This is a genomic window from Flavobacterium sp. FG19, assembly GCF_057809475.1.
Genome location: NZ_JBMDKA010000017.1, coordinates 103,094 through 127,969, shown reverse-complemented (window position 1 = coordinate 127,969; position 24,876 = coordinate 103,094). Strand labels below are relative to the sequence as shown.

The 24,876-nt window shown below is 36.0% G+C and carries 18 protein-coding genes and 2 tRNA genes; 6 read left to right on the top strand and 14 right to left on the bottom strand.

Going from position 1 to position 24,876, the window contains the following annotated elements:
- Nucleotides 1-250 precede the first annotated feature (250 nt).
- The 12 genes from ACODST_RS17355 to ACODST_RS17300 form a co-directional block, all read right to left on the bottom strand.
- Nucleotides 251-973, bottom strand: coding sequence for a DUF434 domain-containing protein (locus ACODST_RS17355; RefSeq protein WP_488933363.1), 723 nt, complete (start codon nucleotides 971-973; stop codon nucleotides 251-253).
- Nucleotides 974-992: 19 nt separating this feature from the next.
- On the bottom strand, nucleotides 993-1,793 hold the full coding sequence (locus tag ACODST_RS17350) for a TatD family hydrolase (protein WP_488933362.1): 801 nt from the start codon (nucleotides 1,791-1,793) through the stop codon (nucleotides 993-995).
- A gap of 562 nt (nucleotides 1,794-2,355) precedes the next feature.
- Nucleotides 2,356-3,255: a phosphatase domain-containing protein gene (locus ACODST_RS17345; protein ID WP_488933361.1), complete on the bottom strand. Its 900-nt coding sequence runs from the start codon at nucleotides 3,253-3,255 to the stop codon at nucleotides 2,356-2,358.
- Between the two features lie 2 nt (nucleotides 3,256-3,257).
- Entirely contained in the window at nucleotides 3,258-4,442 is a 1,185-nt protein-coding gene (locus tag ACODST_RS17340; RefSeq protein ID WP_488933360.1) for a DNA ligase-like domain-containing protein, read from the bottom strand.
- Between the two features lie 3 nt (nucleotides 4,443-4,445).
- Nucleotides 4,446-5,723 carry a class I SAM-dependent methyltransferase gene (locus ACODST_RS17335; protein WP_488933359.1) on the bottom strand — a complete coding sequence of 426 codons (1,278 nt, stop codon included), beginning with the start codon at nucleotides 5,721-5,723 and terminating at the stop codon, nucleotides 4,446-4,448.
- A gap of 70 nt (nucleotides 5,724-5,793) precedes the next feature.
- Nucleotides 5,794-6,810 carry an RNA ligase gene (locus ACODST_RS17330; protein WP_488933358.1) on the bottom strand — a complete coding sequence of 339 codons (1,017 nt, stop codon included), beginning with the start codon at nucleotides 6,808-6,810 and terminating at the stop codon, nucleotides 5,794-5,796.
- A gap of 337 nt (nucleotides 6,811-7,147) precedes the next feature.
- Complete coding sequence (locus ACODST_RS17325) at nucleotides 7,148-7,468, bottom strand: hypothetical protein (RefSeq protein ID WP_488933357.1); 321 nt, start codon at nucleotides 7,466-7,468, stop codon at nucleotides 7,148-7,150.
- A gap of 23 nt (nucleotides 7,469-7,491) precedes the next feature.
- Nucleotides 7,492-8,232 carry a hypothetical protein gene (locus tag ACODST_RS17320; protein WP_488933356.1) on the bottom strand — a complete coding sequence of 247 codons (741 nt, stop codon included), beginning with the start codon at nucleotides 8,230-8,232 and terminating at the stop codon, nucleotides 7,492-7,494.
- A 1-nt stretch (nucleotide 8,233) separates the two neighbouring features.
- Nucleotides 8,234-9,004, bottom strand: a complete 771-nt coding sequence (locus ACODST_RS17315; RefSeq protein WP_488933355.1) for a hypothetical protein — start codon at nucleotides 9,002-9,004, stop codon at nucleotides 8,234-8,236.
- Between the two features lie 291 nt (nucleotides 9,005-9,295).
- Entirely contained in the window at nucleotides 9,296-11,536 is a 2,241-nt protein-coding gene (locus tag ACODST_RS17310; protein ID WP_488933354.1) for a hypothetical protein, read from the bottom strand.
- Nucleotides 11,537-11,798: 262 nt separating this feature from the next.
- Nucleotides 11,799-11,915, bottom strand: a tRNA-OTHER gene (locus ACODST_RS17305).
- A 206-nt stretch (nucleotides 11,916-12,121) separates the two neighbouring features.
- A tRNA-OTHER gene (locus tag ACODST_RS17300) sits at nucleotides 12,122-12,242 on the bottom strand.
- Nucleotides 12,243-12,438: 196 nt separating this feature from the next.
- On the opposite strand from ACODST_RS17300, the gene ACODST_RS17295 reads away from it, so the two are divergent.
- On the top strand, nucleotides 12,439-13,053 hold the full coding sequence (locus ACODST_RS17295) for an HD domain-containing protein (protein ID WP_488933353.1): 615 nt from the start codon (nucleotides 12,439-12,441) through the stop codon (nucleotides 13,051-13,053).
- A gap of 152 nt (nucleotides 13,054-13,205) precedes the next feature.
- Here ACODST_RS17295 and ACODST_RS17290 read toward each other — a convergent pair whose 3' ends face one another.
- Both ACODST_RS17290 and ACODST_RS17285 read right to left on the bottom strand, forming a co-directional pair.
- Nucleotides 13,206-14,207 carry a PorP/SprF family type IX secretion system membrane protein gene (locus tag ACODST_RS17290; protein WP_488933352.1) on the bottom strand — a complete coding sequence of 334 codons (1,002 nt, stop codon included), beginning with the start codon at nucleotides 14,205-14,207 and terminating at the stop codon, nucleotides 13,206-13,208.
- 16 nt (nucleotides 14,208-14,223) lie between these two features.
- The gene (locus tag ACODST_RS17285) at nucleotides 14,224-18,594 is read right to left on the bottom strand and encodes a PKD domain-containing protein (RefSeq protein ID WP_488933351.1); all 4,371 of its coding nucleotides are present in this window, start codon (nucleotides 18,592-18,594) and stop codon (nucleotides 14,224-14,226) included.
- 304 nt (nucleotides 18,595-18,898) lie between these two features.
- Between ACODST_RS17285 and ACODST_RS17280 the strand changes: the two genes are divergently transcribed.
- The 5 genes from ACODST_RS17280 (at nucleotide 18,899) to ACODST_RS17260 (ending at nucleotide 24,782) form a co-directional block, all read left to right on the top strand.
- Nucleotides 18,899-19,936 (top strand): helix-turn-helix transcriptional regulator, encoded by a 1,038-nt coding sequence (locus ACODST_RS17280; protein ID WP_488933350.1) that lies wholly within the window; start codon nucleotides 18,899-18,901, stop codon nucleotides 19,934-19,936.
- A gap of 221 nt (nucleotides 19,937-20,157) precedes the next feature.
- Nucleotides 20,158-20,643: a MarR family winged helix-turn-helix transcriptional regulator gene (locus ACODST_RS17275; protein ID WP_488933349.1), complete on the top strand. Its 486-nt coding sequence runs from the start codon at nucleotides 20,158-20,160 to the stop codon at nucleotides 20,641-20,643.
- Between the two features lie 45 nt (nucleotides 20,644-20,688).
- Entirely contained in the window at nucleotides 20,689-23,079 is a 2,391-nt protein-coding gene (locus tag ACODST_RS17270) for a 3-hydroxyacyl-CoA dehydrogenase/enoyl-CoA hydratase family protein (RefSeq protein ID WP_488933348.1), read from the top strand.
- A 104-nt stretch (nucleotides 23,080-23,183) separates the two neighbouring features.
- Nucleotides 23,184-23,540, top strand: coding sequence for a four helix bundle protein (locus tag ACODST_RS17265; protein WP_109194398.1), 357 nt, complete (start codon nucleotides 23,184-23,186; stop codon nucleotides 23,538-23,540).
- Between the two features lie 60 nt (nucleotides 23,541-23,600).
- The gene (locus ACODST_RS17260) at nucleotides 23,601-24,782 is read left to right on the top strand and encodes a thiolase family protein (protein ID WP_111366372.1); all 1,182 of its coding nucleotides are present in this window, start codon (nucleotides 23,601-23,603) and stop codon (nucleotides 24,780-24,782) included.
- Nucleotides 24,783-24,876 lie beyond the last annotated feature (94 nt).

Genomic DNA, 24,876 nt, shown 5'->3' with positions numbered 1-24,876 from the left:
CAACTGACGAACATGATATTTTCAATGCTACCAACGAAATGTTCCTGACGGAACAACTGACGAACATGATATTTTCAATGCTACCGACGAAATGTTCCTAACGGAACAATTGGCGAACATGATATTTTGAATTATACCGACAAAATGTTCCTGACGGAACAACTGACGAACATGATATTTTCAATGCTACCAACGAAATGTTCCTGACGGAACAGCTTTGCAGATTGTTTCTGCGAAACAATATGGTTTATTATGCTATTCCGGATTCTATTATCGTTTCGTTTATATCCAGCTGCGGCAGTACATATTCAATTAAATTGAAGCAGGCTTTACTGTTGTCCAGAATCCATGCATCTGATGTCACGGCAATATACTCACTTTCGGCTATCACTTTATCAGGATTATTAACCAGTTCGACTTTCCAGTTGTACTGATTCTCCAATGCGATTTCTTCGATCATTTGTTTCAGTTTTCCACTATTAGAGACGGGTTTGTCAAATAACCAGTACACCGTTTTTATTTTTTCTTTTTTGTAAAAATCGGCAATTAGTTCTATGGCCTGTGCTGTTTGTTTTACTTTTTTATAAGTTCCGTATACACTTGACAAATCTCTTATAAAGCCGTCCAATCCTTTAAAAACATAGGCTTTAGACAAAACGCTTTCTAACAGAATCAATGCATTAAAACCATCAATCGCAATTTCTTTTCCCTGTAAATCCTGAGCTGTTACTTCTTTTGCTTTTCTGTTTTCAATCTGACTTTGGGAAGCACTCATTCCTCTTACGGCCTGCTGCTGTCTGGCGTTTAACCTGTAACGGTTTCCTACCAGCGTAAGTGTTGCTTTTTCTCCGTAACCACGGCTCAGGAAATAATGCATATCCATAACAGCTTCCTGTATTTTTATCTGCATTTTTGGGTTTCCGAACAAAGCATCATCACTGGCTTCTTTTCCTCTATTTTTAAGATTTGTCATGGTATTCAAATTCTATTTCTTAAATCCCAAAAAATTCCTTGGCATTTTTGGTGGTTTCTTCGGCAATTTTTATTCCTGAAATTCCTTTAAACTGCGCAATCGTTTCGGCTACGAAGGGCAGAAAAGCAGGTTCACATCGACGTTCGTGATATTTTTTCAGGAAACTGTTTGGTGTATTTTTCGGAAGCATAAAAGGTGCATCGGTTTCGATCATCATCCGGTCAAGCGGTACATACTGAATGACTTCTTTTAAATGACTGAAACGTTTTACATCTGAAATAGCTCCTGTAAATCCCAGGTAAAATCCGTTATCGAGATAGATTTTGGCTTCACGCAGGTTTCCGGTAAAACAATGCACTACAGCCTTTGGCAATTGGGGCAGATAGTTTTCGGTAACATTCATAAAAGTTGTAAAAGCGGCTCTTTCATGCAAAAACAACGGTTTCTGAACTTCAATCGCCAGTTCAAGCTGAGCTTTGTAACATTCTTCTTGTTTGTTTCGGGGCGAGAAATCACGATCGAAATCGAGTCCGCATTCGCCAACAGAAACTACTTGTTTTTGTTTTAACAGATTCCGCAGTCGGCCAATACTTTTTTCGTCAAAGCTTTTTGCATCATGCGGATGGATTCCGGCCGTTGCATACAGCACTCCGGGATATTGTTTTGCCATTTCTAAAGAGGCTTCGCTGTTGCGAACGCTGGTTCCCGTGAGAATCATTTGCGATACATCGGCATCCAGTGCGTCCTGTACCACGTCGTCTATGTCGTTTTGGAATTGTTTATTGGTTAAATTAATTCCTATGTCTATGTATGTTTTCATTTTTTTTTAAAAGTTGCTAAGATTCTGAGATACTATCCCGAAACTTCGGGACTAAGTTTTCTCTCTGAATCTTTTTTTTGTTTTGTGCCACGAAGGCATTAAGACACAAAGTTTTTTTATTCTTTGTGTTGGTTATTATTTTATTAATCTCGCAAAGACGCAGAATCGCTAAGTTTTTTTTCTTTTGCTGACAGCTAGAAACGAAAAACGCTAAGGTTCTAAGTTTTCTCTCTGAATCTTTTATTTTTTTGTTTTTGCCACGAAGGCACTAAGACACAAAGTTTTTTTTATTCTTTGTGTTGGTTATTATTTTATTAATCTCGCAAAGGCGCAGAATCGCTAAGTTTTTTTTCACGCAAATTTTAAACAGATTTAAGCAGATGCTCGCAGATTATTCTAAAAAAAATCTAATTTAATCTGCTGAAATCTGCAATCCTGATAGCTATTGGGAGCGTGAAAAAATTATTTGACCTCAAAGTAACCGCAAAGTTTGTCATTTCTGACATACAATGCGGACAGAACTTTGCGTAAAATCTTTGCGTCTTTGCGGTAAAATTCAACACTAAAAATCTCCGTAATATACCTGGAAACACGGCAGTTTCAAATCATTTCTCCACGTATCGACAACCTGGTTTCTGTCGTCCAGAACAAATTCTATAAAGTACTTCTCTTTTATGGCTTCGTTATAGATTTCGGTTTTTATGATCGAATCTTTTCTACTGTCTTTGGTTTTACGCATTAGTAATTCATCGTACTCAATTTCATGTTTAGCCAGGAATCGCAAAGTTGGTTCTTTATATCGGTCTTCTCTTCCGGAAACCAATAATATATGATATCCCAGCTTTTTGTAATTTCTCAGTACATTTGCTACCGGATTATTGATTTCGTCTTCGTCACATTTACTGGCATCAAAAGGATTTCTTCCGTTCATTAGAGCGAGTGTTCCGTCAAGGTCACAGATGATTGCTTTTGGCAGATCCGGGTTCTGTTCACAGTATTCGAGGTTTTTCTCTATTTTTTTTATCGGACTGAAATCAAATTTCTCTTTGGTTTTCTGCAGTTGGTAATACATGTTTTCAATGACCTTTTTCGGGACTTTTCGGTCTCTTTTGGAGTTTCTGATAAAGAGTTCTTCCAGCGGTAAATCAAACATTTTGAATTCGATATTGGCCATTTCGGTAAAATCAGTTATAGGCTGTTTGATGTATTCGGGTTTTACGTTGCAGGTATCCAGAATGACATTCCATCCATTTGACAACAGGGTTTTAATCTGTCCGTTGACGATTTTTGAGATCATATTTTCTGCTGCCGGATCCAAGGCTTCCTGAAACTGCGAAAACCTTATTTCATCACGGCTTATTCGCATTGTTTTAGGCTCGGTTCGCACTTTCCACTCTGCAAAAGTACTTTTCCCTGATGCCGGACAACCTATAAGTATCGTTAATGTTGGTATCTTTTTCATTTTTATAATCTTGGATCTAATGTTTTTTCTATCTCTTCGTTATTGATACGTTTCAATACAAGCAAACGCATCAGGTAATTTTCTTCTTCGAGGTCTTTATAGGGAACCTGAAGCATTTTTTGGTTGATTTCCCAGCCGTTTATAGACTGATCCAGTTTTTGTTTAATATTTCTTTTTCCCAAATAATACTCAAAGTCCTGATAAAAATTCACTCCGTAAATCATCGTCAGATAATTGTTGTTTCTGACTTTAAAACAAGGCGGCAGACCTTTAATGTAATTCTGCACCGGTTTGATCATGATGCCTTCTTCATTCTCATTGGTCAGCTTTTCGAAAAATGAATACATCTCAGCCAGTTTTTCTTCTTTATTGGAAGTTGTGATCTCAACATGCAAAAACGGATCATCATTAACCAGTTCATACGTCAGGTTGCTGTTTGGAAGTATTTCTTCTCCTGAAACATTTACAATTTTCAAAATGGTAAAAGGTTTAAAATAAATCTCTCCTTCATTTCCAAAAGTATCCACCTGTTTTTTAAAAACGTTTAGCGATTCGGCCTGTTTTTCCAGATCCGGTATTCTGGTATTTGCCAAAGCTTCATACTGACGGACAATATGCATTTTATGTTTGCTGTTAAACTCTTTTTTTGAAAGCTCTTCTTTATCGGAAACATAAGCTGTAAATGGCTCTGAATTTTTAACACTCTCGAGTTTTTCCAATAATCCTGATGTCTTCAAATACGCATTATGTGTTTTCAGGGCATCATAATATCCGGTAAATTCCTTTTCAATCAAACCGGCTCCCAATACTTTCCATGGCAGCAGTTCTGAAGCAATCAAAAGAGTATCAAATTCCGGAAAAGCAGTTAGCATTTTGGCATGTAATTCTCTTAAACTGTTTATTGCTTTTTCGAGATCGATATGGTCTATTTTATGACCGTTTCTGGAAACAAAATAGGTTTCTTCGATATTTCTTTTTAGATAAATCGTACAGTAGGAACCCATGTATTTTTTTTGCACCACAAATTCGGTTACGCCTTTTTCTGTGTAATAATGGATGGCCTGCTCGATACTTTCTATTTCGTTTCTTTCCCTGCTTTTTGGAGCCGGAGAAATGGTTGGTGAAAAGTCGTTTACCTTATTTTTACAAAACCACTCTATTCTGTTTCTTACTCTATAATCTAACATTTTCTACTTTTTTTGAATGATTACGGCACTTGTTGGATAAACGCCTTTTACACAATCTCCTACTCCATAAAATGTTTTAGGGTTTGGAAATATTTCATTGATCAACTCTTGAAACTCTGCATTCGACAATTCAAAATCATGGTCGTCATGTCTGAATTCTTCTGCCAGTTCATAATTAACATTAAAATCTTTGTCGGGCGTTGTTACAAAAAGCCTTTCAAATTTTGTATTGTCCCGAATCCAGATCAGCAACGCTTTGGCTTCTTCGAAAGAATTATGCTCGATCACTTCACTTAAAATAATCTGGTTTTTATACGCTTTAATTTCTTCTAAGCTCTCAACCCACTGTAGGTTATCGACATTATCCGAATCTGTAATTTTATCTGCAATATGTTTAAAGTCTACTTCATCATAGGCCAGGTATTCTTGTCTGAACCCTCTTTTATGAAGCAGTTTAAAGTATTGCAGTTCGCCACAGCCAAAATCCAAAACCGGTTCATCAAAATTGATATTACTACAGATAAATTCTTTTCTGGACTGGTGTGTATCGGTAAACAAAAACTTCACTTCGTTACTAAAATAGGCTTCCAGCTGCGGTTTAAATTTCTCAAACTGAACCGGGGAACGCATAATCCTTTTGATAAAAAGATAAAACACGAAATACGGAATCCCGGCAATATTGGTAAGCATGGTGATATGCTTTTGGATGAAAAAATCATCGATAAAAGTATATACCGCATATTTGTTGGTAAAATGAGAAAACAACGCTACCAGCGAAAACTTCTGCATGGCTTCCCATACTGTATTACCTTCGATTTTTAACTCGTAATTGTTTCCTACTTTTGGTGTAAGCGAAATGCCATCGATGTATTTTGACAAAAGATAACGTCCGTTTTTGTACCAGTTGGTATCGATAAAAAAGGTTGGAATCTCAATCGTACATTTTTCAGTATCTACTTCTGCATAACTTTTTCCCAGCCAGGCGATCATAGTTTCTGCCAGGCTTTTATTTTCTTTATATAAATGATTAAAAAGTTCTGTTGTAATATTGAGCGCCAATAACGGGCTGCAGTAACTCTGAAAATCGATCTGGTTGCCTTCTTCCGGAAGATAACTGTTTTTTCCGTCCAGAAAAACACAGTGGTATTCGTTCTCAGAAATTACATTTCCAATTACAACTCCGTTTTTCAATTCTTTTAAATAAAGTCCCTGATCCGTATTTGGATTTTTATGGAGTATATCTAAAAAGTTTATATTGGCTGATTTTAGTTTTATAATCATGGCTTTTAGTTTTGTCTGACAAATATAGTTTTGTCACTACGCAATTATTTTGCGCAGTTTAAATTAAAATTTATTCTTCTGTTCTGGTAAACGGTTTTTCAAACACGGGACGGATTATTTTCCAGATCGTTTCTGAGTAATCTCTTTCATCGAGCATTCCAAACAATACATTCGGATATTCGCAGGTATGGAAATAAAAAGCCGTTTCCTTTCGTGTTTCCAGAACTTTAAAGTCGTTTTTACATTTGTTTTCGATTATCAGATACTTATTTTCCAGATCATTTTTGGTTTTCTTTACCCAGTCAAAAAATTCATCGGGAACACGTTCCAGAATTTCTTCAAAGGATTGTTTCTCCTTTAAATATTCCCAGATATTCACATTTGAAACCTGCGTAATAATTCGGTGTAAACGAAGATACTCTTCAAATTTAATTTTTACCCGAAAATTGTTGGCATATTTAATGATAAAACCTTCTTTGTTTTCTGCTGCTGTTTCTTTTAAAGTTTCAATATCCTTTATTCCGTCGAATTTCTCTACAATTGGAAAACCAATATCTTCCAGTGGAAATTCTTCTCCCGACTGGGTATCAATCACCGCCAGTAAAACCAGTTCTTCTGATTTTCCGTAATCTAAAACTATCCGGTTTTCTGGATAAATAATTTCAAACATATAGGTTTTAGTCTGCTCTAAAAGCGGCCACAATTTTTTGTATTTCCCGTGCAGCATTTCATTGGCTTTATCCGACTGTCTACTTGAAAAAGAACCCCGGCTCGCTATAAAAGGAACGTCGCCGACCCAGTATAAAATCCCTAATGAACCGTCCATTTTATCGTAAACTTCAAAAGACGTGTCGGGAAGGATTTCATTTTCCATTTCGCCTAAATTAAAAAACTTAGGAAAGGGCCTTGCCGCCACATTTAAATCCTGGTCTAAAATAAGTCCCCGGCAGTTTATGGTGATTTCATTCCAGACTCTTTCAAACTGTGCACTTTGGGAATAATTATAAATATACAAATCATGCTCAGGGTGTTTATTTACCTTGACATAATTTTTTGAAATCATCTCTTTTAAAAGTGTTGTATTCATGAGTTCTAATCTTTAAAACAAAGATTCAAATGCAACTGCGCAGTTATTTTGCGTAGATTTTATTTCGATATCAGATTTTATGATTCTAATGCAATAAAGCGCATTTATGACACAGATAAAAACGGATTTACTTCGTAAAAGCGCAGATTGAAACGGATTTTTCATTATACTATTTTAACGAATTTTAAAAAAAATCCGTTATAATCCGTGTCTTCACTTTAACGAATCTGTATAATCTGCGTCATTGATGTGTATTTATTTCATCCAGAATTTTCAAATACAAGAGCTCTGCCTCCGATTCATTAAGAATAGTTTTATGATATCCATGCGTTATTTTTCAGAAGGCATCTTCTTTTGATTTTATACTGACCCATTTTATTAATTCGCTAATTCCGGAAGGTGTAATTATTCCTGAATCGTTCTCAAACTTTGGACATGTTATATAGATTATTCCTTTATCATGATAAAAACTTAACGCTAGTATTCTATTATCATCACGTTGTTCTAATCCATATTTAAAACAAACATTCTGATTTTCTGTTACTATTTTCACTTGATTTCCATCAAAAGTAGTTTGGTCATACTCGTTAAAAACCCACCATACATAGGTTTTAGCATCTACGACTATATTCCGTTTCCCTTTTTTGTTTATTCCCATTTTATTTTTCAATGAATGAACAATTATTTCATGTTGTCAAAATCATTTTCGTCTTCATATTTATATTCAGACGTATTTTTCATATCGATGATTCTTGTTTTTAGTAATTCAGCAAATTGCGACTGTCTTATTTGTAAATCGGACAAGCTTACATTTTCTTCTCTAAAAAGGTATTTTTTCAAATCAGGAAAATATTCTGCAATTTGATTTTTAGTATACAGTTCTTTTCCTTGCTGAAGCGCGATACACTGCCCTAACTGAAAAGCAATTGACTTTATAACATCCAAATGATTCGTATTTTTTCCAAAAGACGAAATTTGATTGAGATCTATTTTTTCTAATGCCTGAATCTTTTCTTCTAAGTTACCTTTCAGAGCATTTTTAATTAAAATCCTATGCTCCGTTTTGCTTAAAAAAGACAAAATCATACGAGTACTCCTTAAAAGTTTCAGATCAACATCCCGTACTAAAACTTTCGTGATTTGATTCTCGTATTTCTGCTCGTGAAAATGGTAAGTATAAAACAGCGAATTGTTCAACTCATCAGTTGTCCCTTTATAAACTTCTGTTATATGTCCGTTTTTGCAAACCGCAAGATTAGCGTTTAGTTCTTTTTCAGGAAAAATGGAAACGACTGATTCACTTAACTCTTTTGACAAAGTCAGTTTTTCCAATATCGCTTCGGGCATTCTTTCAACAAAAAAGACTAAATCAACATCAAGTGAGTTTTCAGATCCGAATATTTGATAAACAGCTGTTTTCATTTTAAAACTTTTCATTTAACATATCAATACATTCATCATTACAGGTTAAAAAACCATTTTCTGATCTAAACTCTCCGAAATTCTGAATTAATGATAACCAATGATTAATGTAAGTCTGTAATAGTATTGTATCATTTCCTACAATCGCTTTTCGATAAATAAAGGGTTCCAAATTATTGAAATGACTTACCAATTTTTTCTTGGTATATATTTCTATATCACTTTCAATTAATGCAATATTTTGTCCTACGTAAAAAGCAATAATTTTCCAGATATCAGTATCGTTTGTGTTCTTTTGATTAAACTCTGAAATAGAAACAAAGTCTATATTCCTGAGAGCTTCCAGTTTTAAATTAAAATCATGAATACCTTTAAGAATTGGGCGGATCTGAGTTCTGTATTCCGTTCTCGTCAGCATCGTCAAAACAGTACGAACAGCTTTATAAATAGCCAGTGTTTTATTTCTGATCTGTTTTTCTTTTACTAATAATTCATGTTTCTGTTCATGCAATGAATACGTTTCCAGTAGTGCATTATTAAGCGAATCAATCCAGGATTTGGTGTAAATAGTATCCGAAATTCGTCCGTTTTCAATCACAGCAAAAGTTGCATTCCAATTCAGATCATACTCTTTCAAAAGCGCCAATACTTTATTTTTTCTGTCTTCCTGTTTTTCAGGCATTTCTTCTTTTGAAATAATAATGATTACATCCTGATCTGTAGAATCGTCAGAACCATAAATATAATACGGATAAGGGAAAGCAGTTTTCATGTTTAATTATCTTTATTTGATAATGTAAAGGTTTTAATCTGGTACGCAGTTATTTTGCGTAGATATTTTTTATCTGATTAGTGAAGTCAAATTGCTCGCAGAGTCGCAAAGTTTATTCGCACGCAGATTGGGCAGATTTAAGCAGATTTTTTAAAATCCTTTTAATTCTAATAATCTGTGGCAAAAAACTTTGCGACTTTACGAGATTTAAATTTACCAATCTTTGCGGAGACGCACAGCAGTGCGCCTCTACAAAACCTTTGCAACTTTGTTACTATGAACCTTTGCAACTTAATCTACCAACAACTGTGTCACAGCAGCCGGGTTCATCGCCCATTGCGCTGTATAAACTTCATCAGCAATTTCATTTTCGGTGATTGTTAAACCTTGAGCTTCCGCTTTTAATTGTAACAAACTACCAATATTCAATTTGCTGTTTAGTTTTGCCAATAGTGCCTGAACTCCTTTGAAATCCAAACCTCCTACAACCTGACCTCCGAAAGTCATCTCTAACCAAACGATTTCTCTTTTGGCTACATCCAACACTCCAAAAACCAAGCCTTTGGCCACATTCTGCGTCACGCGAACCTGATGATCCACACACGACGGATCGTATGCTACACCTGTTCTTTCCGAAATTTTCATCGGATATTTGCTGTTCATCCATCCTACAACCAAATTTGGCGTAATACTTCCGTTGCTGTATGCGTTGCACGTAAAGGTCACAAATTGAGCACCGGCTTTCGCCAATTCATCGATGTTGATGTTGATATATTCGGCGGTTCCAATTTTATTCGGAATGCTTCGGATATCACCGCTATGCTGACAACCTGTTGTGGTCAATCGGCTGAAAGAACAAATATCTGTATGGTTTTCGTAGGCAATATGACAGCTCAAATCCATATCTAAATGCTGCGCTGGCAAATCTTTACCCCACTGCATAAACAATCGTACTTCGTTTCCTTCAACCGGGAAACGTGTTCCCATTAAAGCAACCGGCAAATCCTGAATTGTTTCACTTCGGTCCCCTATAGAAACCGGAATATTAAACAACTGCGGATCGATATAGATTGTTTTGTTGGTATTTGGAACTGAAGCAAATCGTTTTTTCATAGCCAAAAGACATAGTTTTTCGATTTGATTTTTCATTTCTTCCAACTGAAAATCTTCGTATAATCCCAACAACGGATTTGAATTGATTCGTTTGTTTGTTCCTCCTAAAGGTTTTACACTTCTCTGTATGTTTTTATCAAAGTAATTTTGAGCATACATATTCAATGTAAACACCAATCGCGCCGGAACTTTATCGATGATTTCTTCAAAATGAGAAACAGTCTCCTCCGCTCCAAACCAAAGCATATTCGAAAATAACGAACGGGCAAATAATCCTGGACGCTGTTTCAATAAGGCAAATGTCTTATCAGCATCAAATTTCAATCTTGACGAGTTCACTTTGCTTTGCCAAACGTCGTAGACTTGGTTGTAGAATACATCCATTAAAAAGTTCAATTTCTCAAACCCTTTTCTTTTGCTGTATTCTGCCAAACGCAACGCACGGATAAAACGAACCCACATTCCTCTTTTTGGATGCATCGTTTCGCACATGGCTTCAACCTCCATATCCATATTGTTCAGCCAGTTTGCTACCATTAAACATTCTTTTCGGGAATATTTTAGTTTCAAATCTTTTTGAGATGCAATTCTCGCCTGAACGCTTGCATCTAAAACATTATGGAAATGCTGTGCATTTTTTGATGTTCTTTTGATAATCGTTTTTGGCTCGATAATCTGAAGCATTCCTGTGTTTTTATACCATAAATATCGTAAGATATCTGTTGGCGTTTTCAAAAACTGAGAAGCCTCATTTTCCTTACCATTTTCAATCAAAAGATCGATCACTAGCATTAAAGTTTCCTTCATTGCTACTTCTGTTTTTGGCAAAGGCAAATATTGCATCGCCATTTTTAAACTATCTACCTGAGTAGCGTCTAAAGCGGTTTTTGATTGCAATAACGATATATAGAAATCATTTAAATCTTTTTCTGACCATAATTCCAACATTTTCAATTTGCTTCCTTGTCCGATATTTTCCAGTTTACCAAATTCAAACGAAGTTCCGCAGAACGGACAACCGTTGTATCTTTCTAATGGAAAAGTATTATCTGGGATAACATGTCCACATTGTAAAGTTGTTCCGTTTTTAGTCTGGAAAACATTTCCGAAAAACGTGATGATATGATCTACAACCGATTCATTGGTTGGAATATTCCATTCTTTTACCAATGGCGTCCAGTTTTTATCAGTTCCTAAAACTTCTCTCAAAACTTCTAAAACCTCGATTTTATATTTTGGGTTTACATTGTTTAAAGCATGAAGCAATGATTCAGAAAAGGTAAATCCAAGTTTTGAAACATTGGCTAACAAAACAGAAGTTGTTCCTGATAAATTTTTAACGTCGTTTGTAATCATTTCTGACGGAATGAAAATAGCATTTTGACGTAAACTGATTTTTAATAATTCTTTTGTTTTCATTTTTTTAATTTTTAAAATTTAGATAATTGCGTTTCTGAGTTCTGCCTAAAAGAGTTTTGAAGTAAGAAACACTTGACCTGAAATTGAGTGTAATGAATTAGCTGATTCAAATTGGAAGTTTGTGGGTTTCCCCGGGAAGTAAGCTAATTTTGACCCTCGTTTTTTTTATTAATGGTAATTTTAAAACTTTATAACCATCAACCCCCACTGAGGGAGTTAGGAATCGAACCTAAAGAAGTAAGTTTTAATTGACCTTTAATTGTGAAGCAGATGGGATTCGAACCCACGACCTGGACGTTAAAAGCGTAAGAAGTAAATTTTGATTGACCTTGATTGATAATTTCAAAACTACCTGCTCTATCCTCTGAGCTACTGCTTCTTATTATAATAAAATAAAAAGGTAATGGTGTAAGTGTGTACATTGGAAAGTGTTTTCGAAGTAACTCACACTTGACCTGTTTTATTTTTTTTTATTTCTATGAACGTTTGTTTTTTATTTCTGAACAAAGATTTTAAAACTAGTGCGCAGTTATTTTGCGCAGCAATAAAACTTCTTTTATAAAGTTTTTTATATAACCATTTTTGTAAAGCAGATGGGATTCGAACCCATAACCCCCAGACCCCTGAAAGAAGTAAGTTTTAATTGACCGTTTTAGATAATTTTAAAACTAATACTCTGGTGCTCTATCCGTTGAGCTACTGCTTCCTGTATAATGAATAAAAAGGTAATGGCGTAAGTGTGTACATTGGAAAGTGTTTTCGAAGTAACTCAGACTTGACCTGTTTTATTCTTTTATATTTCTGTGAACGTTTGTCTTTATTTCCTGAGCAAAGATTTCAAAACCACTACGCAATTATTTTGCGCAGAAAAAAAAGAATTTTAAATTTGAGTAAAAAACAAGATGAATTTAAAGGAAATTTATTCTGATTTACTTTCTAATATTGGCTTTTCAGCAAATGAAATTCAGCAAAACTGGCTGGATTTAGAAAAGGCATATTCCAAAAAATCAAGACATTACCATAATCTCACGCATTTAAAAGAAATGATTGCCAGTTTTGAAGTCTATCGCGATAAACTTCAAAACCCAAACGAAATATTATTTTCTATTTTTTATCATGATTTAGTGTATTCGGCTTCCAAAAAAGACAACGAACTCAAAAGTGCTGAATATGCTTTATCTATTTTACATGAAAATGTCAGTTTAAATAAACAATTGCTTTATGATGCGATTTGCGCCACGCAGCAGCATCTGCATCATACAAATGAAGATATTAACTGGTTAATCGATTTTGATTTAAAAATTCTCGCCCGTGACTGGGAAGATTATAAAACCTATTCCGAACAAATTCGAAAAGAATACCGCATTTACCCTGATTTTTTGTACAAACCCGGACGTGCGAAAGCTTTACAGCATTTTCTGGAAAATGATTTTATTTTTCAGACGAATGAATTCAGAGGTTTGTATGAAGAAAAAGCAAGAATTAATATTGAAAAAGAGATTTTGCTATTATTGTAAGCATATTGTAAACCCGACAAGTTTATATCAGCAGCCGTCTGCGTGAGGGATTGAAGAGGAAATCCTTTTATTTTTTTCTTTAAAAAATAAAAGATTGAAACGGAAAGCCCGGCCCGCCTTTTTCGGCGGGACACGCCCTAAAAATTTAAATGTTACTTCCCGGAATAATTAGGACAGCCAAAACATTTTCGGCTTAAATCAAACTGATACGTCATAGAAAGTTCGTAAACGCCTCCTGTTTTCCCAATTTTGGTGGTATTTAAATCATACGAAAGCCCAAATCTTAAATGCTGGTACTGCAGACCTGTAAAAAGGTTTACAGAAGTCAGCAGATCGCCATTGATTCCGTTTTTTGCCGGATTGGTCACCGCAGTTGCTCCAAAGAAAATCTTTTCAAACAATATAGAAGCCCCCAGGTCAAGTCGGTTATAACGTCCCTGCTGCATATAATTCGACGTTACAAAAAACTTGGTTTCGTAAGGAAGCAGTAAAACATCTATATAATCGATAACGAGAAACTCATAACCCGCACTGAGCGAAAAAAAGGTGTTTAACGGTACGTTTCCTTCTGAACTAAATGCAATATTAGGTTTGTTAAGATGTTTCATAGAAAGCCCGATCCACGCATCATCGTTATTAAAAACCATTCCCGCCGAAACGTCAAAAAAAGTACTTCTTCTGTTGAGTAGTAAAGGGTCCATAGAACTGGTATTGATAACACCGGTTCGAATATTGATCTGGTCTTCGAGCAGCAGATTCTGAAAAGCAAATGATTTTAAACCAAACCCGGCCTCAATGGCTGGTCTCAGATACCAGTCGTCGTTTAACCTTACTCTGTAAGCATAGCTGGCATTAAGCTGGGAAAAATTATAATTGGTGAGGTTCTCTCTCTGGTTTAAAAAACTGATCCCAAATCCGCTGTTGAGTTTATCACTCCACGTATTTACAAAAGCATAGTCGGTATCGACCCTTAAATCCAAATCCGGCCATTGTTCACGGTGAATAATTCCGGCATAAGTCGTTTCCATAAATCCGGTGAATCCGGGATTTAAGGTTTCGGGTACTAAAAAATACTGCGTAAAAACAGGATCCTGTGCCTGTACTTTAGAAAATAAGCAGCTTGTAATAATTATAATAAATAGTCTGAATCTCATTGGTTATTTGGGTTGCTTATTTAATTAATGTAAAGGCGCCTTTTTCAACTATGGTATGATTGTAAAAGGTTTTTAAGGTTATTTTATAGTAGTAATTCCCGTTTTCGGCATCGATGTCTTTTACTTTTCCGTTCCATCCCCTGATATTGGTTCCGGTTTCGGAATAAATGATTCCGCCCCAGGTATCAAAAACATCCAGTGTTATATCTGATAACCCCAGAAAAACAGGGACGAAAGTATCGTTATAACCGTCATTATTTGGCGTAAACGCATTCGGCATAATAAGGCTGTATCCTTTTTCTACCTTTAATGTCATGGTATAGGTATACTGACACCCAAAAGGATAAGTAACCGTTTGTTTGACATTATAAGTCCCCACTTTTGTATAAATGTGTTTTGGATTTTCTTCATCAGAAAAATTGCCATCGCCAAAATCCCATGAAATAAGCGTATACGTTCCTGTCGCCATATTGGTAAAAGTAATCGGGTCGTAAATAGAATACAGGTCATACATATCTTTTCCGTAAGAACTTACAGAAAAATCAGCCGTTCCTAAAACCGGCGTATCGACATTATGGGAAACATTGGCAGAACAGCCAAAACTATCTGTTACACTAAAAATCACCAGACCGTTATTGTCGGTATTCATAATTTCGTTATTCGCTCCCGAAACTTCGCCGTCTGACCAGTTCAGTGTATAAGGCGGGATTCCTCCTTTTACGTGTCCGATAAAAGTCTGTTTTACATATTTGGTATCACAATTAAAGTCTGTTACAACTTCTATGGTTGGGGTTAACTGTTCGAAACGGGTGATTTTCCATGTTTCAGATTTTGCACAATTGTGGGCATCTGTCACTTTTACAGTATAATTTCCAGGAATCAGATTGTCTAAATCTTCTGTTCGGGCTCCGTTTGACCATTCGTAGGAAAAAGGCGGTGTCCCTCCTGTCACTACGAGATTAATAGACCCTGTGTTGGCATTCAGACAGTCGAGCGGATTCACCACATCGGCATTTAATTCCAGTAATAAAGGATCTTCTATAATAAAAGTTTCCTTTATGATACATCCTTTTGCATCGGTAATAGTCACTGAATATTTACCCGGACCAATATTATTTCTTTCGATTCCGGCTGTGGCGTCATCATCCCACACTAAAGAAACCGGGGCTTTTCCTCCTACCAGATTCAAACGGATATGGGCATCTTTTTCGCCATGACAGGATATTTTTTTGATATCGGGATCAATCCTAAAAATCGGGGCATTATCAATTACAATCGTAAAATCTTTTGGACAGCCCAAAGCATCGGTAACAGAAATGGTATAACTTCCGGCCGATAAATTATTCTGTACCCGTCCGCTTCCCAAATTGCTCCACTTAATAATATACGGATCTCCGGTGGTAAATGGCACTCCGCCCGTTATACTGGTAATTGTGATCGAAGCGTCTGAATAGTTGTAACAGGCAATTTCCGTTTTAGTATATTCAAGTTTTATTTCATCATTCTGAAGCAAAATAACCTGCAGGTTATCTATACAGCCCGAATTATCACTTACTGTTAAATCATAAGTTCCGGCAGGAACATTTCGTAAATTTTGAGAAGTACTCGTAAAACCGTTTGGTCCTCTCCAAAAAAAACGGTAACTGTAAACACCCGGCGAATATTCGGTTACCCTTCCTCCTTTTACAGCCACATCAATTTCACCTGTCGAATATCCGTAACACAAAATATCTACTTTGCTTACAAAACTTACTTCCAGTAAAGGTGGTTCTGTAATGGTAAAACTGGCGTGAAGTATATCACAATTGTTCGTTTCCGTAATTGTTACATCATACTTTCCGGGAGTCAGATTATTCAGGTTTGCTGAATTAGCAGTATACGGATTTCCGTCCTTAGTCCACACAAAAGTATAAGGAGTTGTGCCGCCCGAAATCGTAAGATTAATGATACCGTCATTTAAACCAAAGCAGCTTATATCTTGTTTATAATCGCCTGAAATTTGAAATTTACCCGGTTCTGCCACATAATATGATTTAGAGAAAGGGCAATTTCCATCGTCTCCAATGGTTAAATAATAATAACCCGGCTTCAAACTGGAAATGTTCTGGCTGGTACTTGTAAAACCATCCGGCCCTGTCCATGAAAAAGTATACGGAGCTCCTGTTGTAAAAGGAATACCTCCTGCCACTGTAATAGTAATCGCCCCGTCATTGGCTCCAAAACAAGTAGATTTTTTAATAGTTTCAACTGCATTTATCAAAGGGTCAACCGTTACCGTAATGGTAAAATCAGGTCCCGGGCAGACTTTAGAAATTGGAGAAACCGTATACGTTACCGTTGCGCGATTATTAGTAAGATTGGTTAAAGTCTGGCCTATACTTGTTCGTGGTGTTGTTTCGGCAAAAGCACCGCTTACTGCTCCTGCAGGAGACACTACCGGAGCCGACCATACATAAGTTGTCCCGGCTGGTACATTATCAGTACCATTACTGACTGGTGTAATCTGAAATGAATTTCCGCTGCAGATTTTTGCTGTTTTAGGTGTTATAACAGGAGAAAGCACCATATCTACAGAAAAATTTCTTGATACGCTCGTTGTTCCGCAGCTGTTCGTCACACTGAATGTAGCGGTATAATTTCCGGTTTTGGTATAATTTATCGAACCGGGATTAAGCGAAGTAGAGGTTGAAGGTGTTCCTCCCGGAAAACTCCATAAATAGGTAATCTCGGAACTTGGCGAACAGGTTTCTACCACTGTACCAACCGGTTTGATAGTTGCCGACTTACAAAAATCAGAAATAGGATCTAATTTGATTACCGGTTTCTTTTTAACCTCAATATATTGTGAAGCATATTGGTATACGCCGCAGGAATTTAAGGTTCTCAGCCTTAGTTCGTATGTTCCCGGGTTACTAAAATTAATAACCGGATCTTTAGAAAACTGACCGTTTACAAAATAATACTGCCCTTTGCCTTTTCCGCAGAAGCCTTCATAATAATTCACAATTTCCCAGTAGTAACTTTCGGTACCGCAGCTTAAACTGGTATTAGTAGTATTGGTTATCTGAACATCTTCTGACGCACAGGCCTTCGTATATTTAAAACTTGGTGCTAAAACCGGTTCCACACAAATAGTTCTGGTTGTAGATCTGCCAATTCCGCAAGGTGTCTGAGCCGATAATTTTATCGTATATGTTCCCGGATTTGTATAAACATGCCCCGGATTTACTTCTCTTGAAACCGGTGTTCCGTCTCCAAAATCCCAGGTATATACATTATAGGTGCTGCAATCATTGGTATACCCCGCCATAGTTGTATTGTTAAACTGAGTGTAGGTATTGGCACATACAATACTGCTTACATTAAAGCTTATAACAGGGACGTCCAGAATAATAATAGGGCCTGCTGTTAAATATGTACTTCCGCAGGACGTTGTAATCGTAAGAGTCACGGTATTTCCTGACGGACAGTTAAATCGGGTAAAAGTATGCGGAATTGGAAAATTCTGAGAGGCACCCGGATTTAAACTGTTATAATAAACAGAACTTTCTAATTGTGCCTGAGTATAGGTTTCAAATGTACCATCACCATAATTTACCTGATAGTTGGTGTCTGATGGATTTAATCCCCAGGAACCTATCGCAAAATCCATTGGCGGGACCGGCGTACAAAAATTGGTTGTATTACCGGGTGCAATAAGTGCCCCAATTGGATTGTTGGAATTTTTAACGACATAGGTAATCGAATTATTACAGGAGTTAGTACCTAAAGCTGTAATCACCATATTAAAAGATCCCAGACTTTTATACTCATGATTTTTCGGAAAAATAACATTAGTCTCAGAACTTCCGTCGCCCCAATCTACATTATAAGAGGTGATACAGGAAACAGATGCTGAACTGTTCCCTACTCTTATCGTATACTTTGGATTGGAGTTATTGTCTCCGCATCGTTCAAAAGGTTTGGCAGAACCCGAGGCATTTAAATCAACAAATTTTAAATCCGGCTTTTGTTTTACAGTTACCGTTTTGGTTACCGTTTTAACTTCACCGTTTTTATCTGTAACAGTCAGCTTAACCGTAAAATTTTGAGTCCCGCAGCCTAACGCTGTAAAGCTATGATTAGGATTTATTTCTTCTGAAACGGTTCCGTCGCCAAACTCCCATTTATAAGTAAAAGGGGCGGCTCCGGTTACTGTCGCATTAAAAGTTACCGGAGTACCGGAACAGCTGCTGTTATTAGTAAAAGTAAAATCAACTGTAGGAGGAGCAACAGTACTGTTATAGCCTTTAAAAGATAGATTTTCATCATTTTTGATATTAAAAGCAAGTGCCGAAGTGATTATAAAAAAAATAAAACAGAAAGACAGTAAGTAAAGTTTCCTCATATAATAATAAATGAAATTGGGCGTAAATGTAGCCGTTTTTTTTACACAAAAAAATAGTACAAATACGCATTTAAAAAAGATTTGAAAAATTAGTACGCAGTACCATTGCGCATTATAATAAAATCAATATTTTAGTACAAAATCAAATTTTACAATTCATAGAAAACAAATTTGTAAACACCAGTTATTATTATAAATCTCACAGGGTGTATAAAAATCAAAGTTTAATTTCAGTCTTTCAAACAACTCTGAAGGCTGCGAAAAAACTTTGGGTCTTTGCACCTTTGCGGCAAAACATATCACTATGTCACAAAATAAAAATGCCTTAATCCGATACAAAACCATCGACAAATGTCTGCAGAATAAATACCGGCAGTGGACGCTCGAAGATTTAATCGAAGAATGTTCTGAAGCTTTATTTGAATACGAAGGCCGTCAGAACCCAATCAGCAAACGAACCATTCAGATGGATATTCAGCTGATGCGAAGCGAAAAACTCGGTTATAATGCGCCAATCGTGGTTTACGATAAAAAGTATTATAAATATGAAGACGAAGATTTTTCAATAACCGATATTCCGCTGACGGAAACTGATATGAATGTTTTGACAGAAACGGTTTCGATGTTGAAGCAGTTTAAAGATTTCTCTTTATTTAATGATGTTTCGGATATTCTACAGCGATTGGAGGATAAAATCTACGCCGAAAAGTCGCATACCAAACCCGTAATTTATCTGGATAAAAATGAGAAACTAAAAGGACTTCATTATCTGGATGAAATATATCAGGCGATTATCAAGAAGATGGTTTTGATAATTACTTATAAATCTTTTAAATCCAGAGAAGAAAGTAGATTTTCTTTTCATCCTTACATTCTTAAGGAATTCAACAATCGCTGGTTTTTAATTGGAAAGAAAAATGCTTCTCAGCCTATTACTAATCTGGCTTTGGATAGGATTGTTTCCATAGATTACGATTTTAACTTTCCTTATATAGAAGAAGATTTTGATGCCGATATCTATTATAAGGATGTAATTGGCGTAACTGTTAATTCGGGTTTACAGCCCCGATGTATCGAAGTGTGGATTGACGCTTCGAATGCGCCTTATGTACTCACAAAACCTTTGCATACTTCTCAACGATTAATTAAACAAAATGAAGACGGAAGTGTTATTATACATATATATGTAATACCCAATTATGAAATGGAACGTCTTCTGTTAGGTTTTGGAAGCTGTCTTGAAATTTTAAGGCCCGAAGGTCTGAGAAATCGTATGAAAAAGGTACTTCAAGAGGCACTTTTGCGTTATGATTCTGAAAACAAAACTGAATTAAATGCATAATTTTTTAAAGAATACAGAATTAAATGCGTTTTAAAAACCAAAAAAGGATTTTTACCGCATCTAAAATGTTAAAATCTAAAAAAAGAATAGTATATTACACTTAAAATAAACAACCAAAACCCTCTAAATCAGGGATATTTTATAACTAACCAAAAAATTATTAAAAAATTATATGCGTGCATAGTATTTTTTAATTATATTTGAAATCGATATAGTTACCTATGAAAGACAAAACGATAGATTATATTTTAAGAGCGACATGGCAAGCTGTTTCAAGAATGTATAACGAAGAAGCTGCAAAATACGATGCGACAATGGCAACGGGATTTGCTCTTTTAAGTATGGATAAGGAAGAAGGAACTCCATCAACAGCTCTTGGGCCAAGAATGGGAATGGAAGCTACAAGCTTGACGAGAACATTAAAATCTATGGAAGAAAAAGGTTTAATTGTTCGCAAAAAAAATCCTAGTGACGGAAGAGGTGTTTTAATCTACCTGACCGAATTTGGAAAAGAAAAAAGAGATTTATCTAAAAATACAGTTCTAAAGTTTAATGAAAGCGTTAGAAAACATGTTTCGGAAGAAAAGCTGAATCATTTTATCGAGGTTTCTGAAATCATAAACGAATTGATTCAGGATAAAAACATATTTAATCACACGAGCGCCAGCGAACTGGCGAAGCAAACAGAAAACACAGAAAATAAATAGTTTTTAAAAAGCATTTATTTTCTCCTACAAACAAATAATAACAATATGAAACGCACAATTAAAAAAGTTGCTGTAATTGGATCCGGAATCATGGGTTCAGGTATAGCTTGTCATTTTGCTAACATTGGTGTCGAAGTTTTACTTCTGGACATCGTACCGCGTGAACTGACCGAAGCTGAAGCTAAAAAAGGATTAACACTTGAAAGTAAAGCCGTTCGTAACCGTGTGGTAAACGACCATTTGGCGAATTCATTAAAATCAAAACCATCTCCTATTTACAGTCAGAAATTCGCAAGCCGAATCACTACTGGAAATACTACAGATGATATGGCAAAAATTGCCAATGTTGACTGGATTATCGAAGTTGTTGTAGAGCGTTTAGATATCAAAAAATTGGTTTTTGAACAAATTGACAAATTCCGTAAACCAGGAACTTTAGTTACTTCAAACACTTCTGGTATTCCAATTCACTTTATGAGTGAAGGAAGAAGCGAAGATTTCCAACAGCATTTCTGCGGAACTCACTTTTTTAATCCTGCGCGTTACTTAAAATTATTTGAAATTATTCCTGGTCCAAAAACTTCAAAAGAAGTATTGGATTTCTTAAACGATTACGGATCTAAATTCTTAGGAAAAACTTCGGTTGTTGCTAAAGATACTCCGGCGTTTATTGGAAACAGAATTGGTATTTACGGAATCCAAAGTTTATTCCACTTGGTAAAAGAAATGGGATTAACGATTGAAGAAGTTGATAAATTGACTGGACCAGTAATTGGTCGTCCAAAATCGGCTACTTTCCGTACGGTTGACGTTGTTGGTTTAGATACTTTGGTACACGTTGCTAACGGTATTTACGAAAACTGCCCTAACGACGAACAACACGAATTGTTCAAACTTCCTGATTTCATCAACAAAATGATGGAGAATAACTGGTTAGGAAGCAAAACTGGGCAAGGTTTCTACAAAAAAGTAGATAAAGATATTCTTTCTTTAGACTTAAATACATTAGAATATCGCGCTGCAAAAAAAGCAAATTTTGCAACTTTAGAACTAACTAAAACTATCGATAAACCAATCAATCGTTTTAAAGTTTTAGTAAAAGGAACGGATAAAGCGGGTGAATTCTACCGTAAGAGTTTCGCTGGAATGTTTGCTTACGTTTCAAACAGGGTTCCTGAAATCACAGACGAATTCTACAAAATTGACGACGCCATGAAAGCTGGTTTTGGATGGGAAAATGGTCCATTCGAAATCTGGGATGCCATTGGTGTTGAAAAAGGAATCGAAATCATGAAAGCAGAAGGTTTAGAGCCTGCTGCATGGGTAAACGACATGTTAGCTTCTGGAAGCAAGAGTTTTTACACAGTAAAAGAAGGCGCTACTTATTTCTACGATATTCCAACAAAATCACAAGTAAAAGTTCCTGGACAGGATTCATTTATTATTCTGAACAACATTCGCGAAAGCAAAAAAGTTTGGAGCAATAGTGGAGCAATTATTCAGGATTTAGGAGACGGAATCTTAAACTTAGAATTCCAATCTAAAATGAATACTATTGGTGGTGACGTTCTTTCGGCAATCAATAAAGCAATTGAATTAGCAGAAAAAGAACACCAAGGTTTAGTTATTGGTAACCAAGCAGCGAATTTCTCTGTTGGAGCCAATATCGGAATGATTTTCATGATGGCAGTTGAGCAGGAATATGATGAATTGAATATGGCCATTAAATTGTTCCAAGACACTATGATGCGTGTTCGTTACTCTTCTATTCCAGTTGTAGTGGCTCCTCACGGAATGACTTTTGGTGGTGGATGCGAAATGAGCTTACATGCTGACAAAGTTGTGGCAGCTGCAGAAACGTACATGGGATTAGTTGAGTTTGGTGTTGGAGTTATTCCTGGTGGTGGTGGTTCTAAAGAAATGACTTTAAGAGCTTCAGATTTATTCCGCAAAAATGATGTGGAATTGAATGTTCTTCAAGAATATTTCTTGACAATCGCTATGGCTAAAGTTTCAACTTCTGGTTATGAAGCTTTTGACACTGGACTTTTACAACACGGAAAAGACATTATCGTAGTAAACAAAGATCGTCAGATCGCTGAAGCTAAAAAACATGCTTTATTAATGGCAGAAGCTGGTTACACACAGCCAATCAGAAGAAATGACATTAAAGTTTTAGGAAAACAAGCTTTGGGAATGTTCTTAGTTGGAACTGACCAAATGGAAGCTGGAAAATACATTTCTGAGCACGATAAGAAAATTGCCAACAAACTGGCTTACGTAATGGCTGGTGGTGATTTATCTGAAGCAACTTTAGTATCTGAACAATATTTATTAGATATCGAACGTGAAGCTTTCTTGAGTTTATGTACAGAGCGTAAGACTTTAGAAAGAATTCAATACATGTTGACTAAAGGAAAACCACTTCGTAACTAGATTGTATATTGTAAAATGTATACTGTATTTACAGTCTTCATCTGTCAATACTTGATATATTTTACATTATTACAAAATACAGTAATACATTATAAAAGTAAAAGATGAATTATTTTAAAGAATTGAAAGTTTGGCAAAAAGCAATTGAACTTGTGACTAATACCTACTTAAAATCTCAAACATTTCCAAAGGAAGAGATTTATGGTTTAACCTCACAAATAAGAAGATGTGCAGTTTCTATTCCATCAAACATTGCTGAAGGATGTGGTCGAAAATCTCCAAAAGATTTTAATAACTTTTTAGGAATTTCATTAGGATCTGCTTTTGAGTTTGAAACACAACTGATTATTTGTAAAAATATCGGTTATATGGAACAAGAAGTTTTTAATTTTTTAGAATCTGAAATCCAGCATATACAGAACATGCTCATTAAGCTTCAAGCTTCTTTAGATACAAAATAAACATTTTACAAATTACAGTATACAAAAATACGATATACAATATACAAAATACACTCATTTATGAAAACAGCATATATAGTAAAAGCATATAGAACAGCAGTTGGAAAAGCTCCAAAAGGTGTTTTTAGATTTAAAAGACCTGATGAATTAGCAGCTGAAACCATTCAGTTTATGATGGATGAACTGCCTAATTTTGACAAAAAACGTATCGATGACGTTATGGTAGGAAATGCCATGCCGGAAGCGGAACAAGGTTTGAACGTTGGACGTTTGATCTCTTTAATGGGATTAAAAGTTGAAGACGTTCCTGGTGTAACAGTAAACCGTTACTGTGCATCTGGATTAGAAACTATCGGGATGGCGACTGCTAAAATCCAATCAGGAATGGCAGATTGTATCATCGCTGGTGGTGCAGAAAGTATGAGTTATATTCCGATGGGAGGTTACAAACCAACTCCGGATTATAAAGTTGCTGCTGCAGGTCACGAAGATTACTACTGGGGAATGGGTTTAACTGCTGAAGCTGTGGCGAACCAATACAAAATCTCTAGAGAAGATCAAGATGAGTTTGCTTACAACTCTCACATGAAAGCGTTGAAAGCTCAGGCAGAAGGAAAATTTGACAAACAAATCGTTCCAATTACTGTTGAGCAGACTTTCATCAATGAAAATGGTAAAAAAGAAACTAAATCATACGTTGTAAACAAAGATGAAGGTCCAAGAGCTGGAACTTCTAAAGAGGCTTTAGCAGGTTTAAAACCGGTTTTCGCTGCTGGCGGAAGTGTAACTGCAGGTAACTCTTCTCAAATGAGCGACGGTGCTGCTTTTGTTTTAATCATGAGCGAAGAAATGGTTAAAGAATTAAACCTTGAGCCAATCGCACGTTTGGTAAACTTTGCTTCTTCTGGTGTTGAGCCAAGAATTATGGGTATCGGGCCTGTAAAAGCAATTCCGAAAGCACTAAAACAAGCAGGTTTAACATTGAACGATATCGAGTTAATTGAATTAAACGAAGCGTTCGCTTCTCAAGCTTTAGCAGTTACTCGTGAGTTAAACATTAATCCAGAAATCGTAAACGTAAACGGTGGAGCAATTGCTTTAGGTCACCCTCTAGGATGTACTGGAGCTAAGCTTTCTGTTCAGTTATTCGACGAAATGAAACGCAGAGGTAATAAATACGGAATCGTTTCGATGTGTGTGGGGACTGGGCAAGGAAGTGCTGGGATCTACGAGGTATTATAAGAAAGTATTCTCTCCTATTTGTCATTTCGACGAAGGAGAAATCACACTCGAGAATCGACAAAGATTGGCACATTACGTTGCGGAGCTTCTAGTG